The sequence below is a fragment of the Mameliella sp. CS4 genome, from assembly GCF_019392335.1.
Lineage (GTDB): Bacteria > Pseudomonadota > Alphaproteobacteria > Rhodobacterales > Rhodobacteraceae > Antarctobacter.
Window position 1 is genome coordinate 380,330 of sequence record NZ_JAHXRQ010000001.1, and the last position, 24,899, is coordinate 405,228.

Annotated in this window: 22 protein-coding genes and 1 pseudogene; 8 read left to right on the forward strand and 15 right to left on the reverse strand. The window is 65.3% G+C overall.

Translation table 11 applies throughout. The features are described from left to right. Window positions 1–46: 46 nt before the first annotated feature. Complete coding sequence (clpB, locus tag KZZ07_RS01730) at window positions 47–2,662, reverse strand: ATP-dependent chaperone ClpB (RefSeq protein ID WP_219511821.1); 2,616 nt, start codon at window positions 2,660–2,662, stop codon at window positions 47–49. A gap of 206 nt (window positions 2,663–2,868) precedes the next feature. On the opposite strand from clpB, the gene pyrF reads away from it, so the two are divergent. After that, a complete protein-coding gene (gene pyrF / locus KZZ07_RS01735) occupies window positions 2,869–3,582 on the forward strand; it encodes an orotidine-5'-phosphate decarboxylase (protein WP_219511824.1) in 714 nt (237 codons plus the stop codon). Window positions 3,583–3,599: 17 nt separating this feature from the next. Here the strand turns inward: pyrF and KZZ07_RS01740 are convergent, their stop codons facing one another. Next, a complete protein-coding gene (locus KZZ07_RS01740; RefSeq protein ID WP_219511826.1) occupies window positions 3,600–3,893 on the reverse strand; it encodes an NfeD family protein in 294 nt (97 codons plus the stop codon). Next, a complete protein-coding gene (locus KZZ07_RS01745; RefSeq protein WP_219511829.1) occupies window positions 3,893–4,783 on the reverse strand; it encodes an SPFH domain-containing protein in 891 nt (296 codons plus the stop codon). Before KZZ07_RS01745 ends, KZZ07_RS01740 begins: the two co-directional genes overlap by 1 nt. 307 nt (window positions 4,784–5,090) lie before the next feature. On the opposite strand from KZZ07_RS01745, the gene KZZ07_RS01750 reads away from it, so the two are divergent. Continuing rightward, on the forward strand, window positions 5,091–5,336 hold the full coding sequence (locus KZZ07_RS01750; protein ID WP_052244820.1) for a hypothetical protein: 246 nt from the start codon (window positions 5,091–5,093) through the stop codon (window positions 5,334–5,336). Window positions 5,337–5,444: 108 nt separating this feature from the next. Here the strand turns inward: KZZ07_RS01750 and KZZ07_RS01755 are convergent, their stop codons facing one another. Next, complete coding sequence (locus KZZ07_RS01755) at window positions 5,445–5,876, reverse strand: NUDIX domain-containing protein (RefSeq protein ID WP_255564102.1); 432 nt, start codon at window positions 5,874–5,876, stop codon at window positions 5,445–5,447. A 34-nt stretch (window positions 5,877–5,910) separates the two neighbouring features. On the opposite strand from KZZ07_RS01755, the gene KZZ07_RS01760 reads away from it, so the two are divergent. Next, window positions 5,911–7,164: a DNA polymerase IV gene (locus KZZ07_RS01760; RefSeq protein WP_219512240.1), complete on the forward strand. Its 1,254-nt coding sequence runs from the start codon at window positions 5,911–5,913 to the stop codon at window positions 7,162–7,164. A 66-nt stretch (window positions 7,165–7,230) separates the two neighbouring features. Here KZZ07_RS01760 and KZZ07_RS01765 read toward each other — a convergent pair whose 3' ends face one another. The 5 genes from KZZ07_RS01765 to KZZ07_RS01785 all read right to left on the reverse strand — a co-directional run bounded on the left by KZZ07_RS01765 (window position 7,231) and on the right by KZZ07_RS01785 (window position 10,994). Beyond that, window positions 7,231–7,560 carry a DUF3775 domain-containing protein gene (locus tag KZZ07_RS01765; protein WP_219511831.1) on the reverse strand — a complete coding sequence of 110 codons (330 nt, stop codon included), beginning with the start codon at window positions 7,558–7,560 and terminating at the stop codon, window positions 7,231–7,233. A 62-nt stretch (window positions 7,561–7,622) separates the two neighbouring features. Beyond that, window positions 7,623–8,354 carry an SDR family NAD(P)-dependent oxidoreductase gene (locus KZZ07_RS01770; protein WP_219511834.1) on the reverse strand — a complete coding sequence of 244 codons (732 nt, stop codon included), beginning with the start codon at window positions 8,352–8,354 and terminating at the stop codon, window positions 7,623–7,625. Next, window positions 8,351–8,917 (reverse strand): DUF3833 domain-containing protein, encoded by a 567-nt coding sequence (locus tag KZZ07_RS01775; RefSeq protein ID WP_219512241.1) that lies wholly within the window; start codon window positions 8,915–8,917, stop codon window positions 8,351–8,353. Before KZZ07_RS01775 ends, KZZ07_RS01770 begins: the two co-directional genes overlap by 4 nt. Continuing rightward, window positions 8,917–9,702, reverse strand: coding sequence for a DUF1365 domain-containing protein (locus tag KZZ07_RS01780; protein WP_219511837.1), 786 nt, complete (start codon window positions 9,700–9,702; stop codon window positions 8,917–8,919). The genes KZZ07_RS01775 and KZZ07_RS01780 overlap by 1 nt, the downstream gene beginning before the upstream one ends. Continuing rightward, window positions 9,699–10,994, reverse strand: a complete 1,296-nt coding sequence (locus KZZ07_RS01785; RefSeq protein WP_219511840.1) for an NAD(P)/FAD-dependent oxidoreductase — start codon at window positions 10,992–10,994, stop codon at window positions 9,699–9,701. The genes KZZ07_RS01780 and KZZ07_RS01785 overlap by 4 nt, the downstream gene beginning before the upstream one ends. Before the next feature lie 133 nt (window positions 10,995–11,127). On the opposite strand from KZZ07_RS01785, the gene KZZ07_RS01790 reads away from it, so the two are divergent. The 3 genes from KZZ07_RS01790 (at window position 11,128) to KZZ07_RS01800 (ending at window position 13,274) form a co-directional block, all read left to right on the forward strand. Further along, a complete protein-coding gene (locus KZZ07_RS01790; protein WP_219511843.1) occupies window positions 11,128–11,793 on the forward strand; it encodes a sigma-70 family RNA polymerase sigma factor in 666 nt (221 codons plus the stop codon). 7 nt (window positions 11,794–11,800) lie between these two features. Next, the gene (locus KZZ07_RS01795; RefSeq protein WP_219511845.1) at window positions 11,801–12,448 is read left to right on the forward strand and encodes a ChrR family anti-sigma-E factor; all 648 of its coding nucleotides are present in this window, start codon (window positions 11,801–11,803) and stop codon (window positions 12,446–12,448) included. A 70-nt stretch (window positions 12,449–12,518) separates the two neighbouring features. Further along, entirely contained in the window at window positions 12,519–13,274 is a 756-nt protein-coding gene (locus KZZ07_RS01800; protein WP_219511848.1) for a M14 family metallopeptidase, read from the forward strand. 428 nt (window positions 13,275–13,702) lie between these two features. Here KZZ07_RS01800 and lpdA read toward each other — a convergent pair whose 3' ends face one another. From lpdA to mutL, 6 genes and pseudogenes are all read right to left on the reverse strand, one after another. Continuing rightward, entirely contained in the window at window positions 13,703–15,439 is a 1,737-nt protein-coding gene (gene lpdA / locus KZZ07_RS01805) for a dihydrolipoyl dehydrogenase (protein ID WP_219511850.1), read from the reverse strand. Between the two features lie 11 nt (window positions 15,440–15,450). Then, window positions 15,451–16,722 (reverse strand): annotated as a pseudogene (aceF, locus tag KZZ07_RS01810) (dihydrolipoyllysine-residue acetyltransferase); the annotation flags it as partial. 10 nt (window positions 16,723–16,732) lie between these two features. After that, the gene (aceE, locus tag KZZ07_RS01815) at window positions 16,733–19,390 is read right to left on the reverse strand and encodes a pyruvate dehydrogenase (acetyl-transferring), homodimeric type (protein ID WP_219511852.1); all 2,658 of its coding nucleotides are present in this window, start codon (window positions 19,388–19,390) and stop codon (window positions 16,733–16,735) included. Between the two features lie 417 nt (window positions 19,391–19,807). Next, window positions 19,808–19,990 carry a hypothetical protein gene (locus KZZ07_RS01820; RefSeq protein WP_219511853.1) on the reverse strand — a complete coding sequence of 61 codons (183 nt, stop codon included), beginning with the start codon at window positions 19,988–19,990 and terminating at the stop codon, window positions 19,808–19,810. A 76-nt stretch (window positions 19,991–20,066) separates the two neighbouring features. Beyond that, window positions 20,067–21,236 carry a DNA recombination protein RmuC gene (locus tag KZZ07_RS01825; RefSeq protein ID WP_219511854.1) on the reverse strand — a complete coding sequence of 390 codons (1,170 nt, stop codon included), beginning with the start codon at window positions 21,234–21,236 and terminating at the stop codon, window positions 20,067–20,069. After that, window positions 21,233–23,119, reverse strand: coding sequence for a DNA mismatch repair endonuclease MutL (gene mutL, locus KZZ07_RS01830; protein WP_370631052.1), 1,887 nt, complete (start codon window positions 23,117–23,119; stop codon window positions 21,233–21,235). The genes KZZ07_RS01825 and mutL overlap by 4 nt, the downstream gene beginning before the upstream one ends. Before the next feature lie 503 nt (window positions 23,120–23,622). On the opposite strand from mutL, the gene KZZ07_RS01835 reads away from it, so the two are divergent. After that, a complete protein-coding gene (locus KZZ07_RS01835; protein ID WP_219511855.1) occupies window positions 23,623–24,000 on the forward strand; it encodes a rhodanese-like domain-containing protein in 378 nt (125 codons plus the stop codon). A gap of 84 nt (window positions 24,001–24,084) precedes the next feature. Further along, window positions 24,085–24,810 (forward strand): SpoIIAA family protein, encoded by a 726-nt coding sequence (locus KZZ07_RS01840; protein ID WP_219511856.1) that lies wholly within the window; start codon window positions 24,085–24,087, stop codon window positions 24,808–24,810. Window positions 24,811–24,899: the final 89 nt, after the last annotated feature.

Here is a 24,899-nt window from a genome sequence, read left to right on the forward strand (position 1 = left end):
AAAAGGCGGGGTTTCCCCCGCCTTTCCTCATCTACGTCGCCAAGGGTCAGTGGACCACGGCATCGTCCGGCTTGGGCCGGTTCGAGGCCCCCACCCGGTCGCCGATGATCAGCCCGTCGGCCCCGGCAGAGACGGTCACAACGTCACCGTCCGCCACGTCGCCCGCCAGCAGCATCTCGGCCAACGGATCCTGCAGCGCGCGCTGGATCACCCGTTTCAGCGGGCGCGCCCCGAACACCGGGTCGTACCCTTCGTCCGCCAGCCAGGTCTTGGCATCGTCGTCCAGCTCCAGCCGGATCTTGCGGGCCGCCAGCCGCTTGAGCAGGCGCGCCATCTGGATGTCCACGATCCCCGACATGTCCTCGCGCTTGAGCCGGTCAAAGATGATGGTCTCATCCAGGCGGTTCAGGAATTCGGGCCGGAAATGGGCGCGCACCGCATCCATCACGTCCCGCCGCGCCTGGCTCGAATCCGCGCCTTCGGGCAGTTGGCTCAGCGCCTGGGACCCAAGGTTCGAGGTCAGCACGATCAGCGTCTGCTTGAAGTCCACGGTCCGACCCTGACCATCGGTCAGCACACCGTCGTCCAGCACCTGCAAGAGCACGTTGAACACGTCCGGATGCGCCTTCTCGACCTCGTCGAACAGCACCACCTGGTAGGGCCGGCGCCGCACGGCTTCGGTCAGCACACCGCCTTCGTCGTAGCCGACATAGCCCGGAGGCGCCCCGATCAGACGGGCAACCGCGTGTTTCTCCATGAATTCAGACATGTCGATGCGCACCATCGCGTTGTCATCGTCAAAGAGATAGTTCGCAACCGCCTTGGTCAGCTCGGTCTTGCCGACGCCGGTCGGGCCAAGGAAGAGGAAAGAGCCCAGCGGGCGGTTCTCGTCGTTCAGACCCGCGCGCGCCCGGCGCACCGCATTGGCCACCGCCGTCACCGCCTGGTTCTGGCCGATGACCCGCCTGTGCAGCTCGTCTTCCATCCGCAACAGCTTTTCGCGTTCGCCTTCCAGCATCTTCGAGGTCGGCACACCGGTCCAGCGCTCGACCACCGCCGCGATCTGCTCGGGGCCGACGGCCTCTTCGACCATCACGTCCGATTCCTCGGTTTCGGCTTCGTTCAGCCTGCGCTCCAGCTCGGGAATGCGCCCGTACTGCAGCTCACCGGCCTTTGCGAAATTGCCGTCACGCTTGGCCGATTCCAGCTCGGCGCGCAGGTGGTCCAGTTCTTCCTTCAGGTCGCGGGCCGAAGCCAGCTTGTCACGCTCAGCCTGCCAGCGCGAGGTCATCTCGGCCGACTTCTGCTGCAGCTCGGACAGGTCCTTTTCCAGCTTGGCCAGCCGGTCCTTGGAGGCCTGGTCATCCTCGTTCCGCAGTGCCTCGACCTCGATCTGCTTTTGCAGGATGTCACGGTCCAGCGCGTCCAGTTCCTCGGGCTTGCTGTCGACCTCCATCCGCAGGCGGCTGGCCGCCTCGTCCATCAGGTCGATGGCCTTGTCCGGAAGGAAGCGGTCGGTGATATAGCGGTGCGACAGCGTCGACGCGGTCACAAGCGCCGAGTCCGAGATCCGCACACCGTGGTGCAGCTCGTACTTTTCCTTGATGCCCCGCAGGATCGAAATCGTATCCTCGACCGTCGGTTCCTCGACCATGACCGGCTGGAACCGCCGGGCAAGGGCCGCGTCCTTCTCGACGTGCTTGCGGTACTCGTCCAGCGTGGTGGCGCCCACACAATGCAGCTCACCCCGCGCAAGCGCAGGTTTCAAGAGGTTCGAGGCATCCATCGCCCCATCCGCCTTGCCCGCACCGACCAGCGTGTGCATCTCGTCGATGAAAAGCACGATCTCGCCAGCGGCCGAGGTCACCTCGGAGAGGATGGATTTCAGCCGCTCCTCGAACTCGCCGCGATACTTGGCCCCGGCGATCAGCGCGCCCATGTCCAGCGCCAGCAGGCGCTTGTTCTTGAGGCTTTCGGGTACGTCGCCATTGATGATCCGCAGGGCCAGACCCTCGGCGATCGCGGTCTTACCCACGCCGGGTTCCCCGATCAGGACCGGGTTGTTCTTGGTCCGGCGGCTGAGAACCTGCATCGTGCGACGGATCTCGTCGTCGCGCCCGATGATCGGGTCGATCTTGCCTTCGCGGGCGCGTTCGGTCAGGTCCAGCGTGTATTTCTTCAGCGCTTCATAGCTGTCCTCGGCGTTGGCGGTATCCGCCGTGCGCCCCTTGCGCACATCGTTGATCGCCTCGTTCAGCTTTTGCGGCGTGACCTTGCCGGCCTCCAGCGCCTCTTTCGCGGGGCTGCTGACCATCGCCAGCGCGGTCAGCATCCGTTCGACGGGCACGTAACTGTCCCCGGCCTTCTTGGCCAGCTTCTCTGCCTCGTCCAGCACCTTGCCGGTGGCGGAATCAAGGTAAACCTGCCCGGCGTCGCCCGACACTTTCGGGATCTTGGCCAGCTTGGTGTCCAGCACCTGCACCACGCGGGCAGCTTCGCCGCCAGAGGCGGTGATCAGGTTCGTGGCCAGCCCCTCTTCATCGTCCAGCAATGCCTTGAGCAGGTGTTCGGGCGCCAGCTTCTGGTGGCTTTCCCGCATCGCAATCGTCTGCGCGGCCTGGATGAATCCGCGCGCACGTTCCGTGAACTTCTCCAAGTTCATATCTGTCTCCTTCCATCAAGCGCCCCCTTCAAATGCATCGCGCCTGGCCTTGCAGCACGCGGGCGTTTCGGGGCCTCGCTTCCAAGATGGTCGCGGGTCGCGATCTGTTCAAGTGAGAGCCGTTGCAAAATAGCAACGCGCGGCATCTTGACCTTGTGCGCAAGGGCTTTCATGTGATCCCGAACCGCAGCGCAGGAGCCCGCCAAATGTCCGATGACCGCCTGATCGTCGCCCTCGACGTCCCCAACGTGATCGAAGGGCTCGACCTCGTCGACCGCCTTGGCGATTCCGTGAACTTCTACAAGATCGGGCTGGGCATGCTCACCGGCGGCGGGCTGGCCTTGGCGAACGAGCTGAAAGGCGAGCACGGCAAGCGCATCTTCCTTGACCTCAAGCTGTTCGACATCGGCGCCACGATCGAGGCCGCGGTGCGCGGCGTGGCCCAGTTCGATCTGGATTTCCTGACCGTCCACGGCGATCCGCATGTGGTGCGCGCCGCCAAGGAAGGCGCGGCTGGGTCGAACACCAAGATCCTCGCCGTCACCATCCTGACCTCGCTCGACCGCAATGATCTGGACGCGGCCATGATTGCCGAGGGGCCGATCCCCGGCCTGGTGCAGACCCGCGCGGGCCGTGCCTTTGAGGCCGGGGCCGACGGGGTGATCTGCTCCCCGAACGAGGCGGCGCTGGTGCGCGCCCTGCCCCAGTCCGAGGGACGGCTGATCGTGACACCGGGCGTGCGGCCCGCGGGCGCCGATGTGGGCGATCAGAAACGCATCGCGACCCCGGCACAGGCCATCCGCGACGGCGCCGACCACATCGTTGTCGGCCGCCCGATCCATCGCGCGCCCGATCCGCGCGCGGCGGCACAGGCGATCCTGTCTGAAATGGCCTCACCCCAGGCGCAGCGCGCGAACTGAACGGGCGCAGCCCGGCCTCAATCCTCGTTGATGTCGCGATCCCAGACCCGCGTCTGACCCTTGCGCACCCCCACCAACCGGCGCATGGCCAGCCAGGCCAGCGCCGACAGCACGGCAAAGGTCAGCAGCGCCAGCGACAGAGAGCCGCCGATGAACAGGCCGCCCGGACCGGCCAGCAGGAACAGCACGCCCATCGCCAATGCGCCCAGCGCAAAGCCAAGAAAGATGAACCCCGGCGCGAACAGTTCCAGGATCGCCAGGACAATCCCCGCGGCGATCCAGATCCACCAGATGTTCCAGCCCCAGGCCATCAGCGCCCGCCTTTCAGCATCTTGAAGGCATCGGCAAAGGCATCCAGCGCATTGGCGGGCAGGATGACCGTCTGCTTGCCCTCACCCGCGCCCACCGCCGTCAGCGCATCGACCTGTTTCAGAGCCACCTGGAATTGCGCCGCCTCGATCCCGTTGTCCTGGATCGCCTTGGCGATGACCTGCGTGGCATAGGCTTCGGCATCGGCGGTGATACGGCGGGCCTTGGCGGCCTGTTCGGCGGCGTAAAGCTCGGCATCGGCCTGCAATTCGACGGCGCGGCGCTGGCCCTCTGCCTCTGTCACCTGGGCACGGCGGGCGCGCTCGGCGTTCAGCTGTTGCAGCATGGCCTGGCGGGTGGCCTCGTCCAGGTTGACGTCCAGGATCTCGGCCCGCGTCACCTCGATCCCCCAGTTGTCCACCGCGTCTTCGACGTTGCTCTTTATTTCGCCGATCAGCTCACTGCGGTTCGACTGCACCTCGTCCAGTTCCATCCGCCCGATCGCGGCGCGGACGATCCCGGCCACCGTGGTGGCGATGGCGCCATCGACGTCCCGGATGCGGTAGACGGTCTTTTCCGGCTCCAGGATGCGGTAAAACACGCTGGTTTCCACCTGCACCAGCACGTTGTCCGAGGTGATGGCATCCTGCGTCGCGTCGGGCAGCTGCCGTTCGAGGATCGAGATCCTGTGCCGCACCTTGTCGATGAAGGGCACGATCAGGTTGATCCCCGGCCCCAGCACCGTGCGCAGCCGGCCAAAGCGTTCGACCACGAATTTCTCGGACTGCGGCACGATCCGCACCCCCAGCAGGATGCAGAGAATGACAAAAGCGGCCAGCAGCAGCCAGACGATATTGGCGCCGGCAAAATCCATCGCCACTTGATTGTCCATGATAGGTCTCTCCTGGAAATGCGTTGCGCGCAGCATCGCAGAGCACGGATAGAGAGGGAAGCCCGCTGATGCGGCTCAGGCAAGGACCGCACCGCAGCCTGTATCAACGCATGACCCCGTCCGCCGTTCCCACGCCCTCCGGGCGCCGGCAAACTGATGCCCAAAGCCCCAGAAACAGGCGAAAAACCGCGAGAAACCCCCTGCGACGGGGGTATTCCTGACCTGTCGCCCCGATGAAACGCGGTCATTCTGACCCTACCTCTTGGATGTAAGCCCGAAAAACAGGGCATGAGGTTAGGAGACCGATATGAGCACGTGGACCCCCCGCATCGACCAAGTGCGTTACAACGCCGCCGAACAATGCTTCGAGGCCCTGGTCACCGTCGTCACCCCCCAAGGCCTTCTGCGGGTCGCCAGCCAATACGCGGCGCCCGTCACCACCGATTTCGAAGAGGCCGCGCGCGGGCTCTGGATGCGCGCCCGCCTGTCGCTGGGCACGCCCGAACGGCTGCAACTGCGCCTGCCTGCCGTCGAGATGCCCACCGCCGCCTGATCTGCCCCTTTCCCCTTCCCCAGGGTTCGGCTCTTTACACGCCTGTATGAGCCGCACCGCCGCGCCCCCTTGTCCCTCGGGTGCGGCGGCGTCCTGCCGGGGCCCGCGTTATTCTGCGGGTCCCGGCCTTTTTTCCAGGTAATCTCTCAGGATGTCGCGAAAATGCGGAATAGCCTCGTCCGTGGCGATGAAATCCGCGGGCGGCATCACCAGCCATTCCTCGCCCTCGTCGCCAAAGACAACGTCATCGACGATGTCCCCCGGCAGATGCGCCGCGAAGAACCAGCTGACCTTGCCCGCGTCGTCGCGCAGATGCGCCTTCTTCAGGTCGCTCACCGCCAGCGTCAGGCCCAGTTCCTCACGCGTTTCGCGCAGGGCGCAGGCCTCGGGCGTTTCCCGCCCGTCACGCTCACCGCCCGGAAAATCCAGATACCCCGGCCAGGGAATCGAGGGTTTGCGGTCGCGCCGCAGGACAACCAGGTCCGCCCCCGCGAAAAGCATCAGCTTGGCGCCCGTGAACACCTGTCTCGGATCGCTCATGGCGTCCCTTTCTGCGGCGCATTATACTGGACCCATGCCCAGCCTGTGCCGCGATTGCCTGACCCAGTTCGACACCGGACCCCGCTGCCCGGCCTGCGAGCGGCCGCGGGTCATTTCCCATGCCGAGCTTTGGGATCTCTCCATTGCCCACATGGACTGTGATGCCTTTTATGCAAGCGTTGAAAAGCGCGACAACCCGGAACTGGCCGACAAACCGGTGATCATCGGTGGCGGGCGCCGCGGTGTCGTCTCGACGGCCTGCTATGTTGCCCGGATTCGCGGCGTGCGGTCCGCCATGCCTATGTTCAAGGCGCTGGACCTTTGTCCCGACGCAGTGGTCGTCAAGCCACGGATGGCGGTCTACGCCGAGGTGTCAAAGCAGATTCGCACCATGATGGAGGACCTGACCCCCGCCATCGAACCCCTGTCGCTGGACGAGGCCTTTCTCGACCTGAGCGGTACCGCGCGCCTGCACGGCGCGCCGCCCGCCGTCATGCTGGCCCGGTTGGTGGAACGGATGAAATCGGAACTGGGCGTGACCGGCTCTATCGGCCTCAGCCACAACAAGTTCCTCGCCAAGATCGCCTCGGATCTGGACAAGCCGCGCGGCTTTGCGGTGATCGGTGCGGCAGAGACGCAGGATTTCCTGCGGCCCAAGCCCATCCGCCTGATCTGGGGCGTCGGACAGGCCACGCAGGGCGCGTTGGAAAAGGCCGGAATCCGCACCTTCGAAGACCTGCTGCGCTGGGAACAGCGGGACCTGACCGCCCGTTTCGGGGCGATGGGAGAGCGGCTCTGGCACCTCGCCCGGGGCGAGGACAAACGCCGCGTGACCCGCAACGCGCCGATGAAATCCATCTCGAACGAGACCACCTTCAACGAGGACACCGCCGATGCCGAGATCCTGGACGGGCATCTCTGGCGGATGGCGGAAAAGGTCGCGGACCGCGCCAAGGCCAAGGGCGTGGCCGGCCGGGTGGTAACGCTGAAACTGCGCAAATCGGATTTTCGGATCGTCACCCGCCGCACCGCCCTGCCGGGTGCGACCCAGATCGCCGACCGGATCTATCGCACCGCGCGCGGGCTTTTCGACCAGATGCCGCCCGGACAGCCTTACCGGCTGATCGGGGCGGGAATTTCCGACCTGGTGCCAGAGGCGCAGGCGGATGTCTCGGGCGATTTGCTGGACCCGCAGGCCGAAACCCGCGCCCGCGCCGAACGGGCCACGGATGCAATCCGGGCCCGGTTCGGAGACGGGGCCATCCTCAAGGGGCGCGCGCTGCGGTAAGGGCGGCCAAGCGATTTGGAAATCGCTTGGACAAGGCGCTTCCAAGCGCCTTGCCGCCCAGCCCCATCACGCGCCGCGCCGCATCAGGTCGTCTTCTTCGCCAGTGGCATCGAACCCGAAGGCCTCCAGTCCCGATTCCAGGTTGTCGGCCAAGTGCGGCGTGCCGATCAGGTAATCCGCCGTCGGCGTCGTCGCCTCGGCCCGAGCGGTCTGATAGGCCTCGTCCCAGTCCTCGGCGTCGAAAGCGCCGCGACCGACCCACATGACCGCCACCAGGGCCGCCTGTTCCTCTTCGTCCATCCGGTCGATCAACCCGCGCAATTCACCCTCGGCGCGGCTCAGCTCGCGCGCCATGACGATGACCGCGGCCACCTTCCTTGGGCTGATGTTCTGCATTTCGCGTCTCCTCTTCTGTCATCGACAAGAGATGACGCGAAAAGAGGAGTCAAACCTTGATCTTACGCAAACAGCCGATAGTACAGCCAGTCCGGCAGAAACCGGCTGCCCCGGAACAGCCAGGAAAAGCCGCGCGGAAAGGCGCGCTGGAACCCCCGCCCCGACATGTGCCGGAAACAGATCTCCGCCGCTTTCTCCGGCTCCATGATGAAGGGCATGGTGAAATCGTTCTTCTCGGTCAGGCGCGTCTTGATATAGCCCGGCACCAGCAGTTGCACCTCGACCCCGGTCTTGCGCAGGTCGGCGTAAAGCGATTGCGCCAGCACCATGACCCCCGCCTTGGACGAGACATAGGCCGCCGCTCCCGGCAGGCCCCGATAGCCCGACAGCGATCCGGTCAGCACAAAATGCCCCCGGTCGCGCGCCACGAAGCGCGGCACCACCACGCCCGCCAGCCGCATCGCCCCGGTGAAATTCACGTCCGCCATGATGTTGGCGCGCTCCGCGTCCCAGTCCTGCGCGCCAAAGGGCCAATAGGCGCCCGCCACCTGGATCACCCCGTCGACCTCTCCGATCTTCTCTGCCACCGCCTCCAGCGCCTCGGCATCGGTCACGTCGACGGTTTCAACCTGCGCCGGCGACGGCAGCTTGTCCGCCAGCGCCCGCAGGCTGTCCTCGCTGCGCGCGCTCAGGATCAGCTCGACTCCCGCCTCGCTCAGCCGCTGCGCCAGGGCCGCGCCCAGCCCCTCGCTGGCCCCCACCAGCCAGTAACGTTTGCCGTTCCAGTCCCTCACACAGCCTCCTTGCGCCGCATCGTCGCCACCAGCTCGGCCACGGTGAAGCCGAACTTACGGAACTGCGAGCGGTTCACGATGGTTCCATTCGGCGCCAGGTACATCCAGTCGACCGTATCCAGCACATGCCCGCCCGCGTCCTCGGGCAGACGGATGCGATAGCACAGGCGCACGGTGGCGCCGCTCTGGTGGCCCTCGCCTTCGCCCACGACATCCGGTGCAGTGGCCCGGATGCGCCCATCGTTGCCCAGCGTCAGCTGCCACTGCCGGTGTTGTTCGGCACCGGATTCATACCGGAAATGCTCGTCCATGACGCCTTGGTTGCCGTCCCACCGGGCCTCGAACTCTCCGACAAAGCGCGAGGTGACGCGCCCCGTCGGACCGTAGATGACGCCCTCGCAGATCAGCGGGCCGTTCAGATGGGTGCGCACATCGAACTGCGGGCCCGTGTCATCCGCATAGTCCGCAGGGCTCTGCGCCAGGAAACCGAACCGGCGCTGGCGCAACAGAACCAGCCCCAGAAGGATCGCGGCGCCCAAAAGGGTATAGAGAAATACACTCATCATGATGCCTTTCTGATGGCCTCGGGTGCGGGGCCTGCGCTGACCTCCTGTTCCGGCGGCTTGGGGCGGGTGCGATAGCGCGCGCCCTTCCACCACAGTTTCAGGGCTTGCCAGTGGATCAGCGCCAGCACCCGCCGGGCACCGAACGGCCGCCGCAGGGCCGACCGCAGAATGGCCCCGTCGGTCAGCGGCACGCGCGGTCCGCAGAGCGTGGCAATCACGCCGCCCTTGTCATGGGTAAAGTCGATCCAGACCCCGAGGCGATCCGCGCGGATGTCGAAACGAAAGACATAGCCCCCCTCGATGGGCTGAAACGGCGAGACGTGGAACAGCTTTTTGGCCTCGATCCGGTCGCTGGAGGTGATCGGTGTCCCGTCCGCATGGGCACAAAGGTAGGAATGCCGGTCGCCAAAGGTATTCGTCACCTCGGCGATCACTGCGCGAAGGGCGCCCCCATCGTAGGCCAGCCAGAAAGAGACCGGATTGAACACATGGCCCAAAAGGCGCGGCTGTGCCAATAGCCTCAGCGGCCCGTCAAAAGTGATCCCATGCGCCTCCAGAACCTCGCGCGCCCAGACGGGACCTTGTCCCTGGCCCGGCGGGCCGCCGTGGTCCCGATCCTGCACCGACGTCAGGTTGCCCCGGTTGCGAGAGAACAGACGCGGGCCGTCCACCGGCGCCTCTGCATCCAGCAGAACGTAATCCACCGAATAGCGAAAGGCATTGGCCACATCCCCCTTGCGCCCGTGGTAGGAATGCCCCCGGATTAGGTCGACAGTGCTCATGCCACCTCCTTGACCGGCCCCCGCGCAAGGATGGCATCTGCCACCTCGGCGGCACTGGCCAGCCCGTCCTCGTGAAACCCGTTCTTCATCCAGGCACCGCAGAACCAGGTGCCGCTTTCGCCGTTCATTGCCGCGATCTCGCGCTGTGCCTGCAAGGCGCCCAGATCGAACACCGGGTGCCGCAGCGTGACCTCGTCATGGATCAGCTCGTCGCGCACCAGCCGTGTCGAGTTGAGCGTCACGAACAGAGGATCGTCCTGCGGGATCGGCTGCAGGCAGTTCATCCAATAGGTCAGGTCGATGCAGTTCATCTCTTTCCTGGGCGCCTCGGTATAATTCCAGGACGACCAGCAGGCCCGGCGCCGGGGCATCAGGGAGGTATCGGAATGCAGCACCACGCGGTTGGGCTGATAGGCAACCTTTTCCAAGGCCGCCCGTTCCGCCGGACGCGCATCCGACAACAGCCGCAGCGTGTCGTCCGAATGCGTGGCAAAGACCACCTCGTCAAAACTTTCCCACTCACCGCCCTCAAGCCGCACCTCGACTCCGGCGGCGGTCCGCCTCACGCCGCCAACCGCTGCGCCCAGCCGCAGGTCCACCCCCTGCCGCATCAGCGCCGCGCCCAGCCGGCGGACATATTCCACCGACCCGCCCTGCACCGTGTACCACTGGTGCTGGCCGGTATGGCTCAACAGGGCGTGGTTCTCGAAAAAGCGGATCAGCGCATAGGCCGGGAAATCCAGTATCTTGTCGGTCGGCGTCGACCAGATCGCGCCGGACAGCGGCAGAAGGTAATAGTCCCGGAACCAGTCGCCCGTCCCCATCCCCTCCAGGAAATCCCCCAGCGAGACCGAGGGATCGCGTGCCGCGTCCAGTGCCCGCGAGTTGAACTTCATGATGTCCCGGATCATCGCCAGGAACCGCGGGTTCAGCGCGTTGCGCTTCTGGGCAAAGACAGCCCGCAGGTCGCGCAGCCCGTATTCCATCGCCCCGCCGCGCAGGCTGGCGGAAAAGCTCATGTCCGATTTCGCCACCGGGACCTCCAGCCGGTCGAACAGCGAGGTCAGCAGCGGATAATTGGCATAGTTGAAGACGATGAACCCGGTATCCACGGGCTGGGTGCCATGTTTGCCCGCCAGTTTCGTCCGGGCATGGCCACCCAGCCGCGGTTCTGCCTCGATCAGGGTGACGCGGTGCTGTTCGCCCAGCATGTGGGCCGCGCCCATGCCCGAGATCCCGCCACCGATCACGGCGATCCTGCGTGCGGTGGTGGTGCTGGCTTCGAATGGCATGGTCTGTCCTGTCCCCTGGATTTGCGGTCGTTCAAGGTTGATACGGCCAGGACCCCGGCGCGGATGAAAAACGTCCCGTAAAACTTTTTTCGAACAGGGTGATCCGATCCCGATCCGCCCGCGTAAACTGTATATGTTTGGCGCGACTGAACCTCTCGACACCCGCGACGCTACGCCCATTGCGACGGCGCCGATCACGCGGCATGTGAGGGGCAATGATCGTGACAAGGCAAAACCCGTGACCACAGGGACCGCAGACGAAAACGCCCCGGATTGGGCAGCGGTGCTGATCCGCATCCGCGACGACCGCGACGAGGCCGCCTTTGTCGCGCTGTTCCAGCACTTCGCGCCCCGGGTTAAGGCCTTTCTTATGCGCTCTGGCGCCGATGCCGCGCAGGCAGAGGAATGCGTCCAGGACGTCATGGCCACCGTCTGGCAAAAGGCGGCACAATTCGATCCCACGCGCGCCTCGGCCGCGACATGGATCTTCACCATCGCGCGCAACCGGCGGATCGACGCCCTGCGCAGACAGAAACGGCCCGAGCCCGAGGATCTTCCCTGGGGCCCGGAGGCAGAGCCCCACCAGGAAGACCGGCTGGGCCTGCAACAGGAAACGAAACACCTGGGAGAGGCCCTCGCCTCTCTCCCCGCGAAACAGCGGGACCTGATCGAAAAGGCCTATTTCGGGGATCTCACCCATACCGAGATCGCCGAGGCCACCGGGCTTCCGCTCGGCACGATCAAGTCCCGCATCAGACTGGCGCTTCAGCGCCTCAGACACGCTATGGACAGGAAGTGATGCTTCGATGACGACGATCCGACACCACCTGACCGACGGCCTTATCATAGGGTATTCCGCGGGCACCTTGCCCGAGGCCGTCAATCTCATCATCGCCACCCATGTCTCGCTCTGCGACGACTGCCGCGCGGCGGTCGAGGCGCATGACGCCCTCGGCGGCGCCGTGCTGGATGGGACAGAGGCCGCAAAGCTGGACGAGGGCTGCCTCGACGCGACGCTGGAGATGATCCGGGCGATGGACACCCCCGCGCCCCGCGACATCCAGATGCCGCAGGACCCGGTCGCCCCGGGCCCGCTCTTGGACTATATCGGCGGCTCTCTGGACGCGGTAAAATGGCGCCCCGTGGGCATGGGCGTCAAGCAGGCGATCCTCAAGACCTCCCCCGATGCCACCGCCCGGCTGCTCTACATTCCCGCCGGAACGGCCATGCCCGATCACGGCCACCGCGGGCTGGAACTGACGCTGGTGCTGCAAGGGGCCTTCCAGGACGACGAAGGCTATTTCGCCCGCGGTGATATCGAGATCGCCAATGCGGACCTGCACCATACCCCGGTCGCGGACATCTCACAGGACTGCATCTGCCTGGCCGTCACCGATGCGCCGCTGCGGCTCAAGGGCCTCGCGCGTCTGGCACAGCCTTTCCTGAATATCTGACCTGAATATCCGAACGCTGGCCTCCGCGCCGCTGCCCGCCTAGTCTCGGCCCCAGCAAAGGGGCCGGGACGTGACCAATATCACCGCCGAAGTGGATCTGGACGCCGAAGGCCGGCAGGCAGGCTACCTGCGCGTGCCGCATTCCACCCATGACAGCGCTTATGGCTGGATCGGCGTGCCGATCGTCTGTCTTGCCAATGGCCCCGGGCCGACAGTGCTGATGACCGGCGGCACCCACGGCGACGAATACGAAGGTCAGATTGCGGTCACCCGCCTCGCGCGAGAGCTTGACCCGTCCGACATCCGTGGCCGGCTGATCCTTATCCCGGCACTGAACGCGCCCGCCGCCGAGGCCGGGCGCCGCTGTTCGCCCATCGACGATGGCAATCTCAACCGCAGCTTTCCCGGAAACCCTTCCGGCACCCCGACCGAAATGATTGCCCATTACGTCGAAGAGGTGCTGCTTCCCCGGTCGGATGTCCTGATCGACCTGCATTCCGGCGGCTCCTCGCTGCTCTACCCGCCGACAGTCCTGCACGCCCTCGACATGCTGCCCGACTACAGGCCCGACCCCGCGCAGGGTACAAGAGAGGTGCAGGCCCGGGGTTCGGTCTATGCCTATGACCCGGGCATTTTCGAGCCTTTCAAGCAGATTGCCGACCCGGTCGCCGCAGGAGACCCTCTCGGACAGATCCACGACCCGCTCAGACCCTGGGCAGAACCGATCGAGGTTCTGTCGCCCTTGGCAGGTTTTCTCCTCGCAAAACGCGTTCCGGGCCGGGTCAGCCGTGGCGACGCGGTCGCCCAGATCGCCAGCGACATCTGACACGCCGCGCTCGCGGGCCCCTCCTCCAGGCCCGGGCTCCGCCTTTTCACAGCTCAAGACCTCCACCGGCGGTTTCGCAGCCTTCGGCAGACCCGTGCCCAGCCTATTCCCCGGAGCCCTCCCTCGCTTGAGGCCGATCAGAGCCAGACGGCGCCGAGTCGCAAGGGGGCGCAGCCCCGCGCTCCGCGCGGCTTGCCCTTGCGACTCGGAGACGACCGGCTCAGGCCCGAAAGAGCGAGGGAGGGTGCAGGGAAACAGGCGATGCTTGTTCCTTGGTGACTCCGGAAGCGAAGAAACAGGCGCAGCCTGTCCAAAGGGTCGGCGGGCGGGCGCTTTTGCGGCGTAAGCCGCAAACAGTCCCGTCCCCGCGATCCCCAACAAAAAAGGGGCGGCCAGCGCCGCCCCTTTCCATCAGGCCTATTGGCCCGTCACTTCTTGCGCTTCTTCGGCGGCATCAGATCGGTGATCGTGCCTTCGAACATCTCGGCGGCAAAGTTCACCGTCTCCGATAGCGTCGGGTGCGGGTGGATCGTGTGGCCCAAGTCCACCGCATCCGCGCCCATCTCGATGGCCAGGGCCGCCTCCGAGATCAGGTCGCCCGCGTTAGTGCCCACGATGCAGGCGCCGATCACCCGGTCGTCTTCGGGATCGAAGAGCAGCTTGGTGATGCCCTCGCTGCGCCCGTTGGACAGGGACTTGCCCGAAGCCGCCCAGGGGAACATCCCCTTCTCGTACTTCACACCCTTGGCCTTGGCCTCGGTCTCGGTCAGCCCACACCAGGCAACTTCCGGGTCCGTATAGGCGACGGAGGGGATCAGCTTGGCATCGAAATGCCGCTTTTCCCCGGCGCAGACCTCGGCCGCCACCTTGCCCTCGTGCACCGCCTTGTGCGCCAGCATCGGCTGGCCCACCACGTCACCGATGGCAAAGATGTGGTTCACTCCGGTCCGCTGCTGGCTGTCCACAGCGATAAAGCCCCGGTCGTCGACGGCGACCCCCGCCTTCTCGGCGCCGATCAGCTTGCCATTGGGTTTGCGCCCCACGGCCACCAGCACCTTGTCGAAGGTATCGGAAAAGCTCTCGCCCTTGTCGTCCTCAAAGGTCACTTTCAGACCCTCCTCCGAGGCTTCGACCGCTGTCACCTTGGTCTTGAGAAAGATGTTCTCGTAGCGGCCCTTGATGCGGGTCATCAGCGGCTTGACGATGTCCTTGTCGGCCCCCGGAATGATCTGGTCCATCAGTTCGACAACCGTGATCTTGGATCCCAGCGCGTCGTAGACACAGGCCATCTCCAGCCCGATGATCCCGCCGCCCAGCACCAGCATCCGCTCGGGGATGTCGGCCAGTTCCAGCGCGCCGGTGGAATCGATCACGCGCGGGTCGTCATGCGGGATAAAGGGCAGGGCGACCGGTTCCGATCCGGCGGCAATGATGCACTGGTCAAAGGAAACGGTCTTGGTCCCCTCGTCCCCCTGCACCTCGATCATGTTCGGCCCCGTGAATGTCCCGGTGCCGCGCACGATCTGCACCTTGCGGCCCTTCGACAGCCCGTCAAGCCCGCCGGTCAACTGGCCGACAACACCATCCTTGAAGCCGCGCAGCTCATCTAGGTCGATCTCGGGCTTGGCGAACCTGATCCCGTGCGACCCCATCTCCTCGGCCTCGGTGATGACCTTGGCGACGTGCAAGAGCGCCTTCGACGGGATGCAGCCGACGTTCAGGCAGACCCCGCCCAGCGTCGGGTTGCGCTCGATCATGACCACCTTCTTGCCAAGGTCGGCGGCGCGGAAAGCCGCCGAATAGCCGCCCGGGCCAGAGCCCAGCACAACCACCTCGGCATGCACATCGCCGGGGCCGCTGGCGCTGCCGGTGGCGGTCACGGATTTCGGCGCCTCTGCAGCGGGCGCCTCGTCTTTCGGCGCCTCCTCCTTGGCATCCGCCCCTTCCAACACCAGGATCACCGAGCCTTCGCCGACCTTGTCACCTTCAGAGACCTTGATCTCCACGACCTTGCCCGCAGCGGGTGAGGGCACTTCCATCGTGGCCTTGTCACTTTCCAGTTCGATCAGCGGATCTTCCTCGCTGACCGTGTCGCCCACGCTGACGAGGATGGCGACCACCGGAACTTCCGAAAAGTCACCAATATCGGGTACTTTGACATCCATTTCTTTTCCCCTCACCACATCAACTTGCGCATGTCGCCCAGCAGCGTCTTGAGCGTCACGACAAAGCGCGCGGCCAAGGCACCATCGACGGCACGGTGGTCATAAGACAGCGACAAGGGCTGCATCAGGCGCGGCACGAATTCCTCGCCGTTCCAGACCGGGGCCATCTTGGACCGGGTCAGGCCCAGGATCGCCACCTCGGGCGCGTTCACGATGGGGGTAAAAGAGGTGCCCCCGATCCCGCCCAGCGACGAGATGGTGAAGGTCGCGCCCTGCATGTCCTTGGACTTCAGCTCACCCTCGCGCGCGGCCTTGCTGAGCGACATCAACTCTTTGGAGATGTCGACCAGCCCCTTGCGGTCCGCGTCCTTGATCACCGGCACCATCAGTCCGTTGGGCGTGTCCGCCGCGAAACCGATGTTGTAAAAATCCTTCTTGATCAGCTTGTCACCGTCCGGATGGATGGACGAGTTGAACTCCCAGTGGGTTTTCAGGGCCGAAACCGAGGCCTTGATGACAAAGGACAGCAGGGTCACGCGATAGCCCTCTTCCTTGGCCATCGTGTCCATTTCCTTGCGGTACTTGTCCAGCTCGGTGATATCCGCCTCGTCGTTATGCGTGACATGCGGGATGTTCAGCCAGGACCGGTGCAGCGCGGGGCCGGAGATCTTCTTGATCCGGCTCATCTCCACCTCTTCCACGGGCCCGAACTTGGAGAAGTCCACCGCCGGGATCGGCGGGATGCCCATGCCACCGGAGACGGCGCCGCCAGCGGCAGCCGCCGGAACGGTCTGCGATTTCAGCGCCTTTTCCACGTCCTCGCGCAGGATGCGGCCCTTGCGGCCCGACCCGTTCACCTTGTTCAGGTCCACCTCGACCCGGCGGGCATAGGCCCGAACGGAGGGCGAGGCATGCACCTTGGAGAACCCGGCATCCGTCACCGGTGCGGGCGCAGGCGCCGCCGCCGGGGCCCCCTTGGGCGCCTCGGACTTGGGGGCCTCTGCCTTGGGCTCTTCCTTGGCCGCCGGGGCGCCTTCGCCCTCGACAATCAGGATCACCGCGCCTTCGGACACCTTGTCGCCCTCGGACACCTTGATCTCCTTCACCACGCCCGCGGCAGAGGAGGGCACTTCCATCGTCGCCTTGTCCGACTCCAGTTCGACGATCGGGTCTTCCTCGGCAATCGTGTCTCCCACGCTCACCAGGACCGTCACCACCGGCACATCGTTGAAATCGCCGATATCCGGCACTTTTACTTCTACGGTCATATTTCCTGTCTCCTCGTGCGCCGTATCAGACCAGACGCGGGTTCGGCTTGCCGCCGTCGATGTCGTATTTCTTCAGCGCTGCCTCCAGATCCTTGTCCGAAACAGCCCCCTCGCGCCAAAGGTCCACCATCGCCGCCCCGGCGATATGGCCCGCGTCCACCTCAAAGAAGCGCCGCAGGTTCACGCGGCTGTCCGACCGGCCGAAACCGTCCGTGCCCAGCACCGTGTAGCGCCCCGGCACGCAGGCCCGGATCTGCTCGGCGTAGGTCTTCATATAGTCGGTGGCCACGATGGTCGGCCCGGTGATGTTCGCCAGCGTCTGCGCCGCAAAGGACGTCTTCTGCTCGGCAAAGGGGTTCAGCCGGTTGTGCCGCGCCACGTCCTGGCAATCGCGCGCCAGTTCGTTGAACGAGGTCGCCGACCAGATATCGGACGTCACGCCGAAATCCTCCTGCAGCATCTCGGCGGCCTTGATCGCCTGCACCAGAATCGTGCCCGAGCCCATCAGGTTGACGTGTTTCTTGGCCGGGTTGGCCGTCTTGCGGAAACGGTACAGCCCCTTGATGATGCCCTCTTCGGCGCCCATCGGCATGTCGGGATGCTGATAGTTCTCGTTCATCAGGGTGAGGTAGAAGAACACGTCCTCCTGATCCACGAACATCCGCTGCAGCCCGTGCTGCACGATCACCGCGACCTCGTAAGAGAAGGTCGGATCATAGCTGATGCAGTTGGGGATCGTGCTGGCAAGGATATGGCTGTGGCCGTCCTCGTGCTGCAGGCCCTCGCCGTTCAGCGTGGTCCGCCCCGCGGTGCCGCCCAGCATGAAGCCGCGCGCGCGGCTGTCGCCCGCCGCCCAGGCCAGGTCGCCGATCCGCTGGAAGCCGAACATCGAATAGTAGATGTAAAACGGGATCATCGGAACGCCGTGGTTGCTGTAGGCGGTCGCCGCCGCGATCCAGTCCGCCATTGCACCGGCTTCGTTGATGCCTTCCTGCAGCACCTGCCCGTTCTCGGATTCCTTGTAGTAGGACATCTGCTCCCGGTCTTCGGGCGTGTATTGCTGGCCCTTCGGGTTGTAGATCCCCACCGAGCGGAACAGGCCTTCCATGCCGAAGGTCCGCGATTCATCGGGCACGATCGGCACCACCTGCTTGCCCACCTGCTTGTCGCGCAACAGCGTGGTCAGGATGCGGACAAAGGCCATCGTGGTGGAAATTTCGCGGTCGCCGGTCGATTCCAGCTGTCCCTTGAACTTGTCCAGTCCGGGGATTTCCAGCTTGGGCGCCTCGGTCGAACGTTTCGGGAAGGACCCGCCCAGCTCTTTGCGGCGCTCGGCCAGATAGGCTTTCTGCGCGTTGTTCAGGCTGACAAAGGGAATGTCCTTTTCCAGCTCTTCATCCGTGACCGGGATCTTGAACCGGTCGCGCATGGCCTTGAGCTGATCCAGCTGCATCTTCTTTTGCTGGTGGGTGGTGTTCTGCCCCTCACCGGCGGTGCCCATGCCGTAGCCCTTGACGGTCTTGACCAGCAGGACGGTCGGCTGACCCTCGGCTTCGGTCGCGCGCTTGAAGGCGTTGTAGACCTTTTTCGGATCGTGCCCGCCCCGGCGCAGCGCCCAGATCTGGTCATCGGTCCAGTCCTTCACCAGCTCCGCGGTCTCCGGGTACTTGCCGAAGAAATGCTTGCGGATATAGGCGCCGTCCTTGGACTTGAAGGTCTGGTAGTCGCCGTCGATTGTCTCGTCCATCAGCTGCCGCAGCTTGCCCGAGGTATCCTGTTCCAGCAGTTCGTCCCAGCCCCGGCCCCAGAGCAGCTTGATCACGTCCCAGCCGGAGCCGCGGAAGTTGCCTTCAAGCTCCTGCACGATCTTGGAGTTGCCGCGCACCGGCCCGTCCAGACGCTGCAGGTTGCAGTTGATGACAAAGATCAGGTTGTCCAGCCCCTCGCGCGCGGCCAGGTGGATGGCGCCGATGCTTTCCGGCTCGTCCATCTCGCCATCGCCAAGGAAGGCCCAGACCTTGCGGTCCTGCTTTTCGATCAGCCCGCGATTCTCGAGGTATTTCATGAACCGCGCCTGGTAGATCGCCATCAGCGGGCCAAGGCCCATGCTGACGGTCGGGAACTGCCAGTAGTCCGGCATCAGCCAGGGGTGGGGATAGGACGACAGTCCGCTGCCCGACACTTCGGAGCGGAAATTCTTCATCTGCTCTTCGGACAGGCGGCCTTCCATGAAGCTGCGCGCATAGATGCCGGGGATCACGTGGCCCTGGAAAAACACCAGGTCGCCGCCGTGGATCGCGGATTTCGAGCGCCAGAAGTGGTTCAGGCCGATATCATACAGCGCGGCGGAAGAGGCAAACGACGCGATGTGACCGCCGTATTCGCTCGATTCCTTGTTGCGCTTGACCACCGTCGCCATCGCGTTCCAGCGGTTGATGGTGCGGATACGCCATTCCATCTCGGTGTCGCCGGGGATCTCGATCTCGTCATCCGGCGAGATGGTGTTCTGGTAGGGCGTGGTGGCCGAGAAGGGCAGCTTTGCCCCCGCGGCCCGCGCCCGCTGCACCGCCTTGTCCAGCAAGTAGTGCGCGCGGTCGGCCCCGTCGCGCTCGATCACGTCCTCGATCGCGTCCTGCCATTCCTGGCTTTCGACGGGATCGACGTCCTGGGGGGTATCTTTCATATGCCCTCTTCCCTTTTCTGCGCCCGGCGCGGCGCGATTGGTTTAATCTTGAACAATCAGGTTTGGTCTTGGGGTGCAACCGGCTTTCGCCCCGCCTCTCCCCGTCCTCCCGACGGTCGAAAGGGGTTTACCAGCCCGCGTGCCCTTGCGGCAGGCGCGTAGCCGCATAACATCCATGCATCCAGCGCATGGCACTTTGTTTAATACTAAACAACCTCCCACGCGCATCCGACACCTCGTCCCGCCCCGGTATTGGGGCGGTGCCACGCGGGCGGGATCGCGGCGCGGTGTCTGTCGACCACGTCCGAAATCCTGCGCAACCCCGCGATTCTCTTTGAGTATAACGCGCTGAACCGCATTCGGTTCAACCGGTCTGACCACATTCAAACCGGGCGATGTGAGTGAGACCCCGCGCCCCTAGCGATGCGCGTCCACTATTGCAGCCCCCGGCTCCGCCGGCGCCGGCGTCTCGCGCGTCAGGACAAGCCCCCAGGACAGCACCGTGAGGCCCGCCAGAACCGACAGGAACAGCCATTGCCGCCGCTTCTTTCGGGGCCAATGATCCGTGCTGCGGAAATCGATCATGTCCTTGTCACTCATGCCGCCAGACTAGAGGGCGGAAAGGGCGGGAATTTGGCACCCTTCGGGCAGAACCAAGCCCCGCGCACAAAGATCCCTATTCCGCCGGGTCGCCCAGCCGCAGGACCGGCATGTTCGGCGTCTCGACCTCTTCAAAGTCGAACTGGTCCAGCCGGTGCGCACGCCGGCCCGCCTTGTCGGCGCTGATCTTGATTTCCTCGATGTCCCGCGACGCCTGGCCGAAATGCCGGTCCAGGTTGGCCACGCGGCCCGTCAGCCGCTCGACATCACCATAGAGAAGCGCCAGCTCGCGACGGATCGCGCCCGCCTGCTCCTTCATCCGCGCGTCTTTCAGCACCGCGCGCAGGGTGTTCAGCGTCGCCATGCAGGTGGTGGGCGACACGATCCAGACCCGCGCCTCGAACCCCTCGCGCACCACCTCGGGAAACCGCGCGTGCAACTCGGCGTAGACCGCCTCCGACGGCAGGAACATCAGCGCGCCCTCGGCCGTCTCGCCCTCGATGATGTAGCGAGCGGCGATATCGCGGATATGCTTGCGCACCGACAGGCGAAAGGCCTGCGCCGCGCGCGCCCGCATCTCCTTGCCCTCGGCCTGCATCAGCGCCTCGTAGCCCTCCAGCGGGAACTTGGCGTCCACGACGATGGGCCCCGGCGGCTGCGGCATGTGGATCAGGCAATCGGCCCGCCGCCCGTTCGACAGGGTGGCCTGCAAGGCATAGGCATCCGACGGCAGCGCCTTGCTCACGATCTCGCGCAGCTGGATCTCGCCAAAGGCGCCGCGAGTCTGCTTGTTCGACAAGATGTCCTGCAAGCTCAGCACGTCGCCCGACAGCTTGGTGATATTGGCCTGCGCCTTGTCGATGGCCTGCAAGCGTTCCTGCAATTCGCCCAAAGAGCGCGCCGTGCGCCGGGCCGACCCGTGCAGCGATTCCCCCATGCGCTCCTGCACTTCGGCCAACCGCCGCTCCATCAGCTCCAGCATGGCGGTCTGGCTGCTGGCCTGCGCCTCTGTCACATGATGCAGCCCTCCGGCCAGACGTTCCTGCCCCTCGGACAGGCCCTGTACCCGGTGCGACAGGTGGCTGACATGTTGCAGCACCGGCGCGCTGGCCCGCGCCGCGCGCCCTGCCGCGCGGACCGCCAGCACCAGCAGAAGCAGCATCAGCAGGATGACCGCGCCACCGCCCAGCGCGGCCAGCGTCAAAGGATCGTCCAGGCTGTATTGGACTCCGCCAATCTCGATCATGTGCGCCCGAACAGCCGCTCGATATCCGACAGTTTCAACTCGACGTAGGTGGGCCGCCCGTGGTTGCACTGGCCGGAATGCGGCGTCGCCTCCATCTCGCGCAAGAGGGCGTTCATCTCCTCGGCCCGCATCACGCGGCCAGACCGCACAGACCCATGACAGGCCATGCGCGACAGGATCGCCTCGATCCGTTCCTGCAACAACCCGCTGTCGCCGGTGTCCGACAGTTCGTCCAGAATATCGCGCACCAGCGCCTCGGCGTTGACCTCACCCAGGATCGCCGGGGTTTCGCGCACGGCAATTGCTCCGGCACCAAAAGGTTCGATCCTGAGGCCCATACGCTCCAGGTCATCGGCCCGCGCCAAAAGACGGGCCGCATCGTCGGGGGACAGGTCCACCACCTCGGGGATCAAGAGCCCCTGCGCGGGCACAGCCTTTTCCGCCATCTGGTGCTTGAGCTTTTCATAGACCAGCCGTTCATGCGCCGCATGCTGGTCCACGATCACCACGCCATCCTCGGTCTGGGCGATGATGTAATTCTCATGCACCTGGCCCCGCGCGGCGCCCAGGGGCAAAGAAACCCCGTCCCCCTCGCCGTGTTCCGGGGCGGGAGGCCTCTGCGCAACGCCGTCCCGGACCTGATCCGGGACCTCTTGCCCATAGGAGGCAGGCTCCACCACGCGGCCGGAATAGCCGCCCGAAAAGTCCGAAAACCCCGGCGATTGCGCCGCATAAGACGCCTGCCGCGCCCCCATAGAGGGCCGGTCCATCTGATAGACCCGTGCTCCCGCCGGTTCGGGCCGCATCGCGCCCAGCGTCGCCCCCGCCACGGTGGTCGAGGCCCGGTGCCCCGCCTCGGCCAGCGCGTGCCGCAGGCCCGAGACGATCAGCCCGCGCACCACGCCCGGCTCGCGGAACCGCACCTCGGATTTCGCCGGGTGCACGTTCACGTCCACCCGGTGCGGGTCACAATCGACAAACAGCGCCACCGCCGGGTGCCGGTCACGCGACAGGAAATCCTGGTAGGCCCCGCGCAGGGCGCCGATCAGCATCTTGTCCCGCACCGGGCGGCCGTTGACGAACAGGAACTGCGCCACGGCGGACCCGCGCGAATAGGTGGGCAGCGCCGCGTATCCGGTCAGCCGCACCTCTTCGCGCTCGGCGTCGATGGGCAGGGCGTTCTCGACGAACTCCTGCCCCATGATCCGCGCCAGCCGCCCGCGCAGCGCGTCGAACAGGTCACCGGTTTCCGGGTCGACGCGGAAACTCACCCGCTCCTGCCCCCCGCTCACGTCGCGCAGGGTGAACCCGACCGAGGGTTCCGCCATCGCCAGCCGCTTTACCGTGTCGGAAATGGCCATCGTCTCGGCCCGATCCGACCGCAGGAACTTCAGCCGCGCTGGCGTCGCATAAAAGAGGTCGCGCAGCGAGACGACCGTCCCGGCGTTCAGCGCACAGGGCTTCACAGCACCCGCCACGCCCCCGGATACGCCGATCTCGGCGCCCTCGGCCCCCTGCGCGCGGCTCTGGACCGTGAGACGGCCCACCGCCCCCAGCGAGGGCAGCGCCTCCCCCCGGAAGCCGAAAGAGTGGATGTTGAGCAGATCGCTGCCGTCGATCTTGGAGGTCGCATGCCGAGACAGCGCCAGCGGCAGGTCCTCGGGTGTCATGCCACAGCCGTCATCGCTCACCCGGATCAGCGTCTTGCCCCCGTCGGCGATGTCGACACGCACCCGGCGGGCCCCCGCGTCGATGGCATTTTCGACCAGTTCCTTGACCGCCGACGCAGGCCGTTCCACCACCTCGCCAGCGGCGATGCGGTTGATGGCGGCCTCGTCCAGCTGTCGGATGAGCGGGCGGATATTGCGGTCCTGCGTATTCACCCCACAAGACTTAGCAGGATCTGAGCGATTCTGAAAAGGGGCGTCAGAGGCTTTCCCACTCCGCCGGATCACGAATTACGACGAAGGTCGGTAATAAGTTGAACCCGTTAGCGCTTTTCATTGAAATAAAATTGCTTTAGTAATTCTGTCACACAAACCAATGGAGGCAGTCGTGCCAGTTCCCTTGATCACCTTCGAAACCATTTGCGCCCTCTATGGCGAAACCTTCGCCAAGACCTTCTTCCGCCCCGTATCGGCGATCACGAAGGCCGGTTGACCGCAAAAGCCCCGGCGGCGGGCCGGGGCCAGACCGATCCAGACCGCCCGGCGCGGTTCCGGATCCTTTGGACGGCGGCACATGCCCCGCCCTCCATGACGCCGCCCTGCGGCCCCTTCCCCACAGCCTCTCCTGTTGTAACGCGCTGACATTCGACTATCTGAATGTCGAGACCCGGGGCACACACCGCCCGGTAAAGCCACACCAGCCGCCAAGGAGCCAGGAGATGAAGACTGAAACCGTGGGCGACGCGACTTTCGAGACATGGACCGTCGACGAGGTCGCCAAGGGTATTGCCGACCGATCGATTGTCGTGATCGACGTGCGCACCCCCCAGGAATACATGTTCGAACATATCGAAGGCGCGTTGCTGATGCCGCTGGCCTTCTTCAAGCCCGACGCCCTGCCCGGCCAGTCGGACAAGCGTATCGTCTTTCACTGCGGGTCCGGGGTGCGGTCGGAACGCGTGGCGCGCGCGGCCATCGACGCCGGGATCAAGACCATCGCCCACATGGAGGGCGGTTTCGGCGCCTGGAAGACGGCGAAACAGCCCTATGTCGGCACCAACATGGCCACCGGCGCACCGCAGCGCGTCACCGGCTGACCGGCCCGCGCCACGCGTGACCTGCGTCAAGGCGCCGGTCACGCGTGGCCCTAGACTGGCGTCACACCATTCAGGGAGACTGTCATGATCGAGGTAAAGACCACCGGCCACCCGGGTCTCTACGAGGTCCATGTTACCGGCGTCGTGAGCGACAAGGACTATGAACAGACCCTTGTCCCCGCGCTGGAGGCCGCCATCGAGGAACACGACCGGATTCGCGTCCTGGTGATCTTCGGCGCGGATTTCCAGGATTTCACCCTTGGCGCCCTGTTCGACGACGCGCGCATGGGCCTGCGCCACTGGCGCGGATTCGACCGGCTGGCGGTGGTCACGGACAAGCCCTGGATTCGCCGCGCCGTCACCGGCCTGTCGGTCCTGATGCCCTGCCCCGTGCGCGTCTTTCCGACGGACCAGGCCGAGGACGCCCGCCGCTGGATGTCCGAATCGCTGGGCGCGATTCACCAGGTCGATCTTGGCGACGGCGTGTTGCACATCCAGTTGCGCGGCCAGCTCGACAGTTCGATCTACGAGGCCGAGTCCGGAGATCTGGATGCCTTCATCCGCGCCAATGACCGCTTTCGCCTGCTGATCGACGCGCGCGATTTCGACGGCTGGCAAGGGCTGGGCGCGCTGTTTGAACACCTCAAGGTGGTGCGCGACCATTACCGCCTGATCGACCGCGCGGCGATTGTCGGCAAGTCCGCCTGGCAAAGGCTGGGCGAACGGGCGCTGCGCACCCTCAGCGGCGCCGACACCCGGTTCTTCACCGCCGACGAGTTCGAGACGGCAAAGGTCTGGATCAAGAGCTGACCGGGGAACCCCGCGCGCTCTCGCAGGCCAAGCCGACGGACCGGAGCCGCGCCTTGACGGGCCGCGGGTCGGCGATCCCGGCGTTGGAA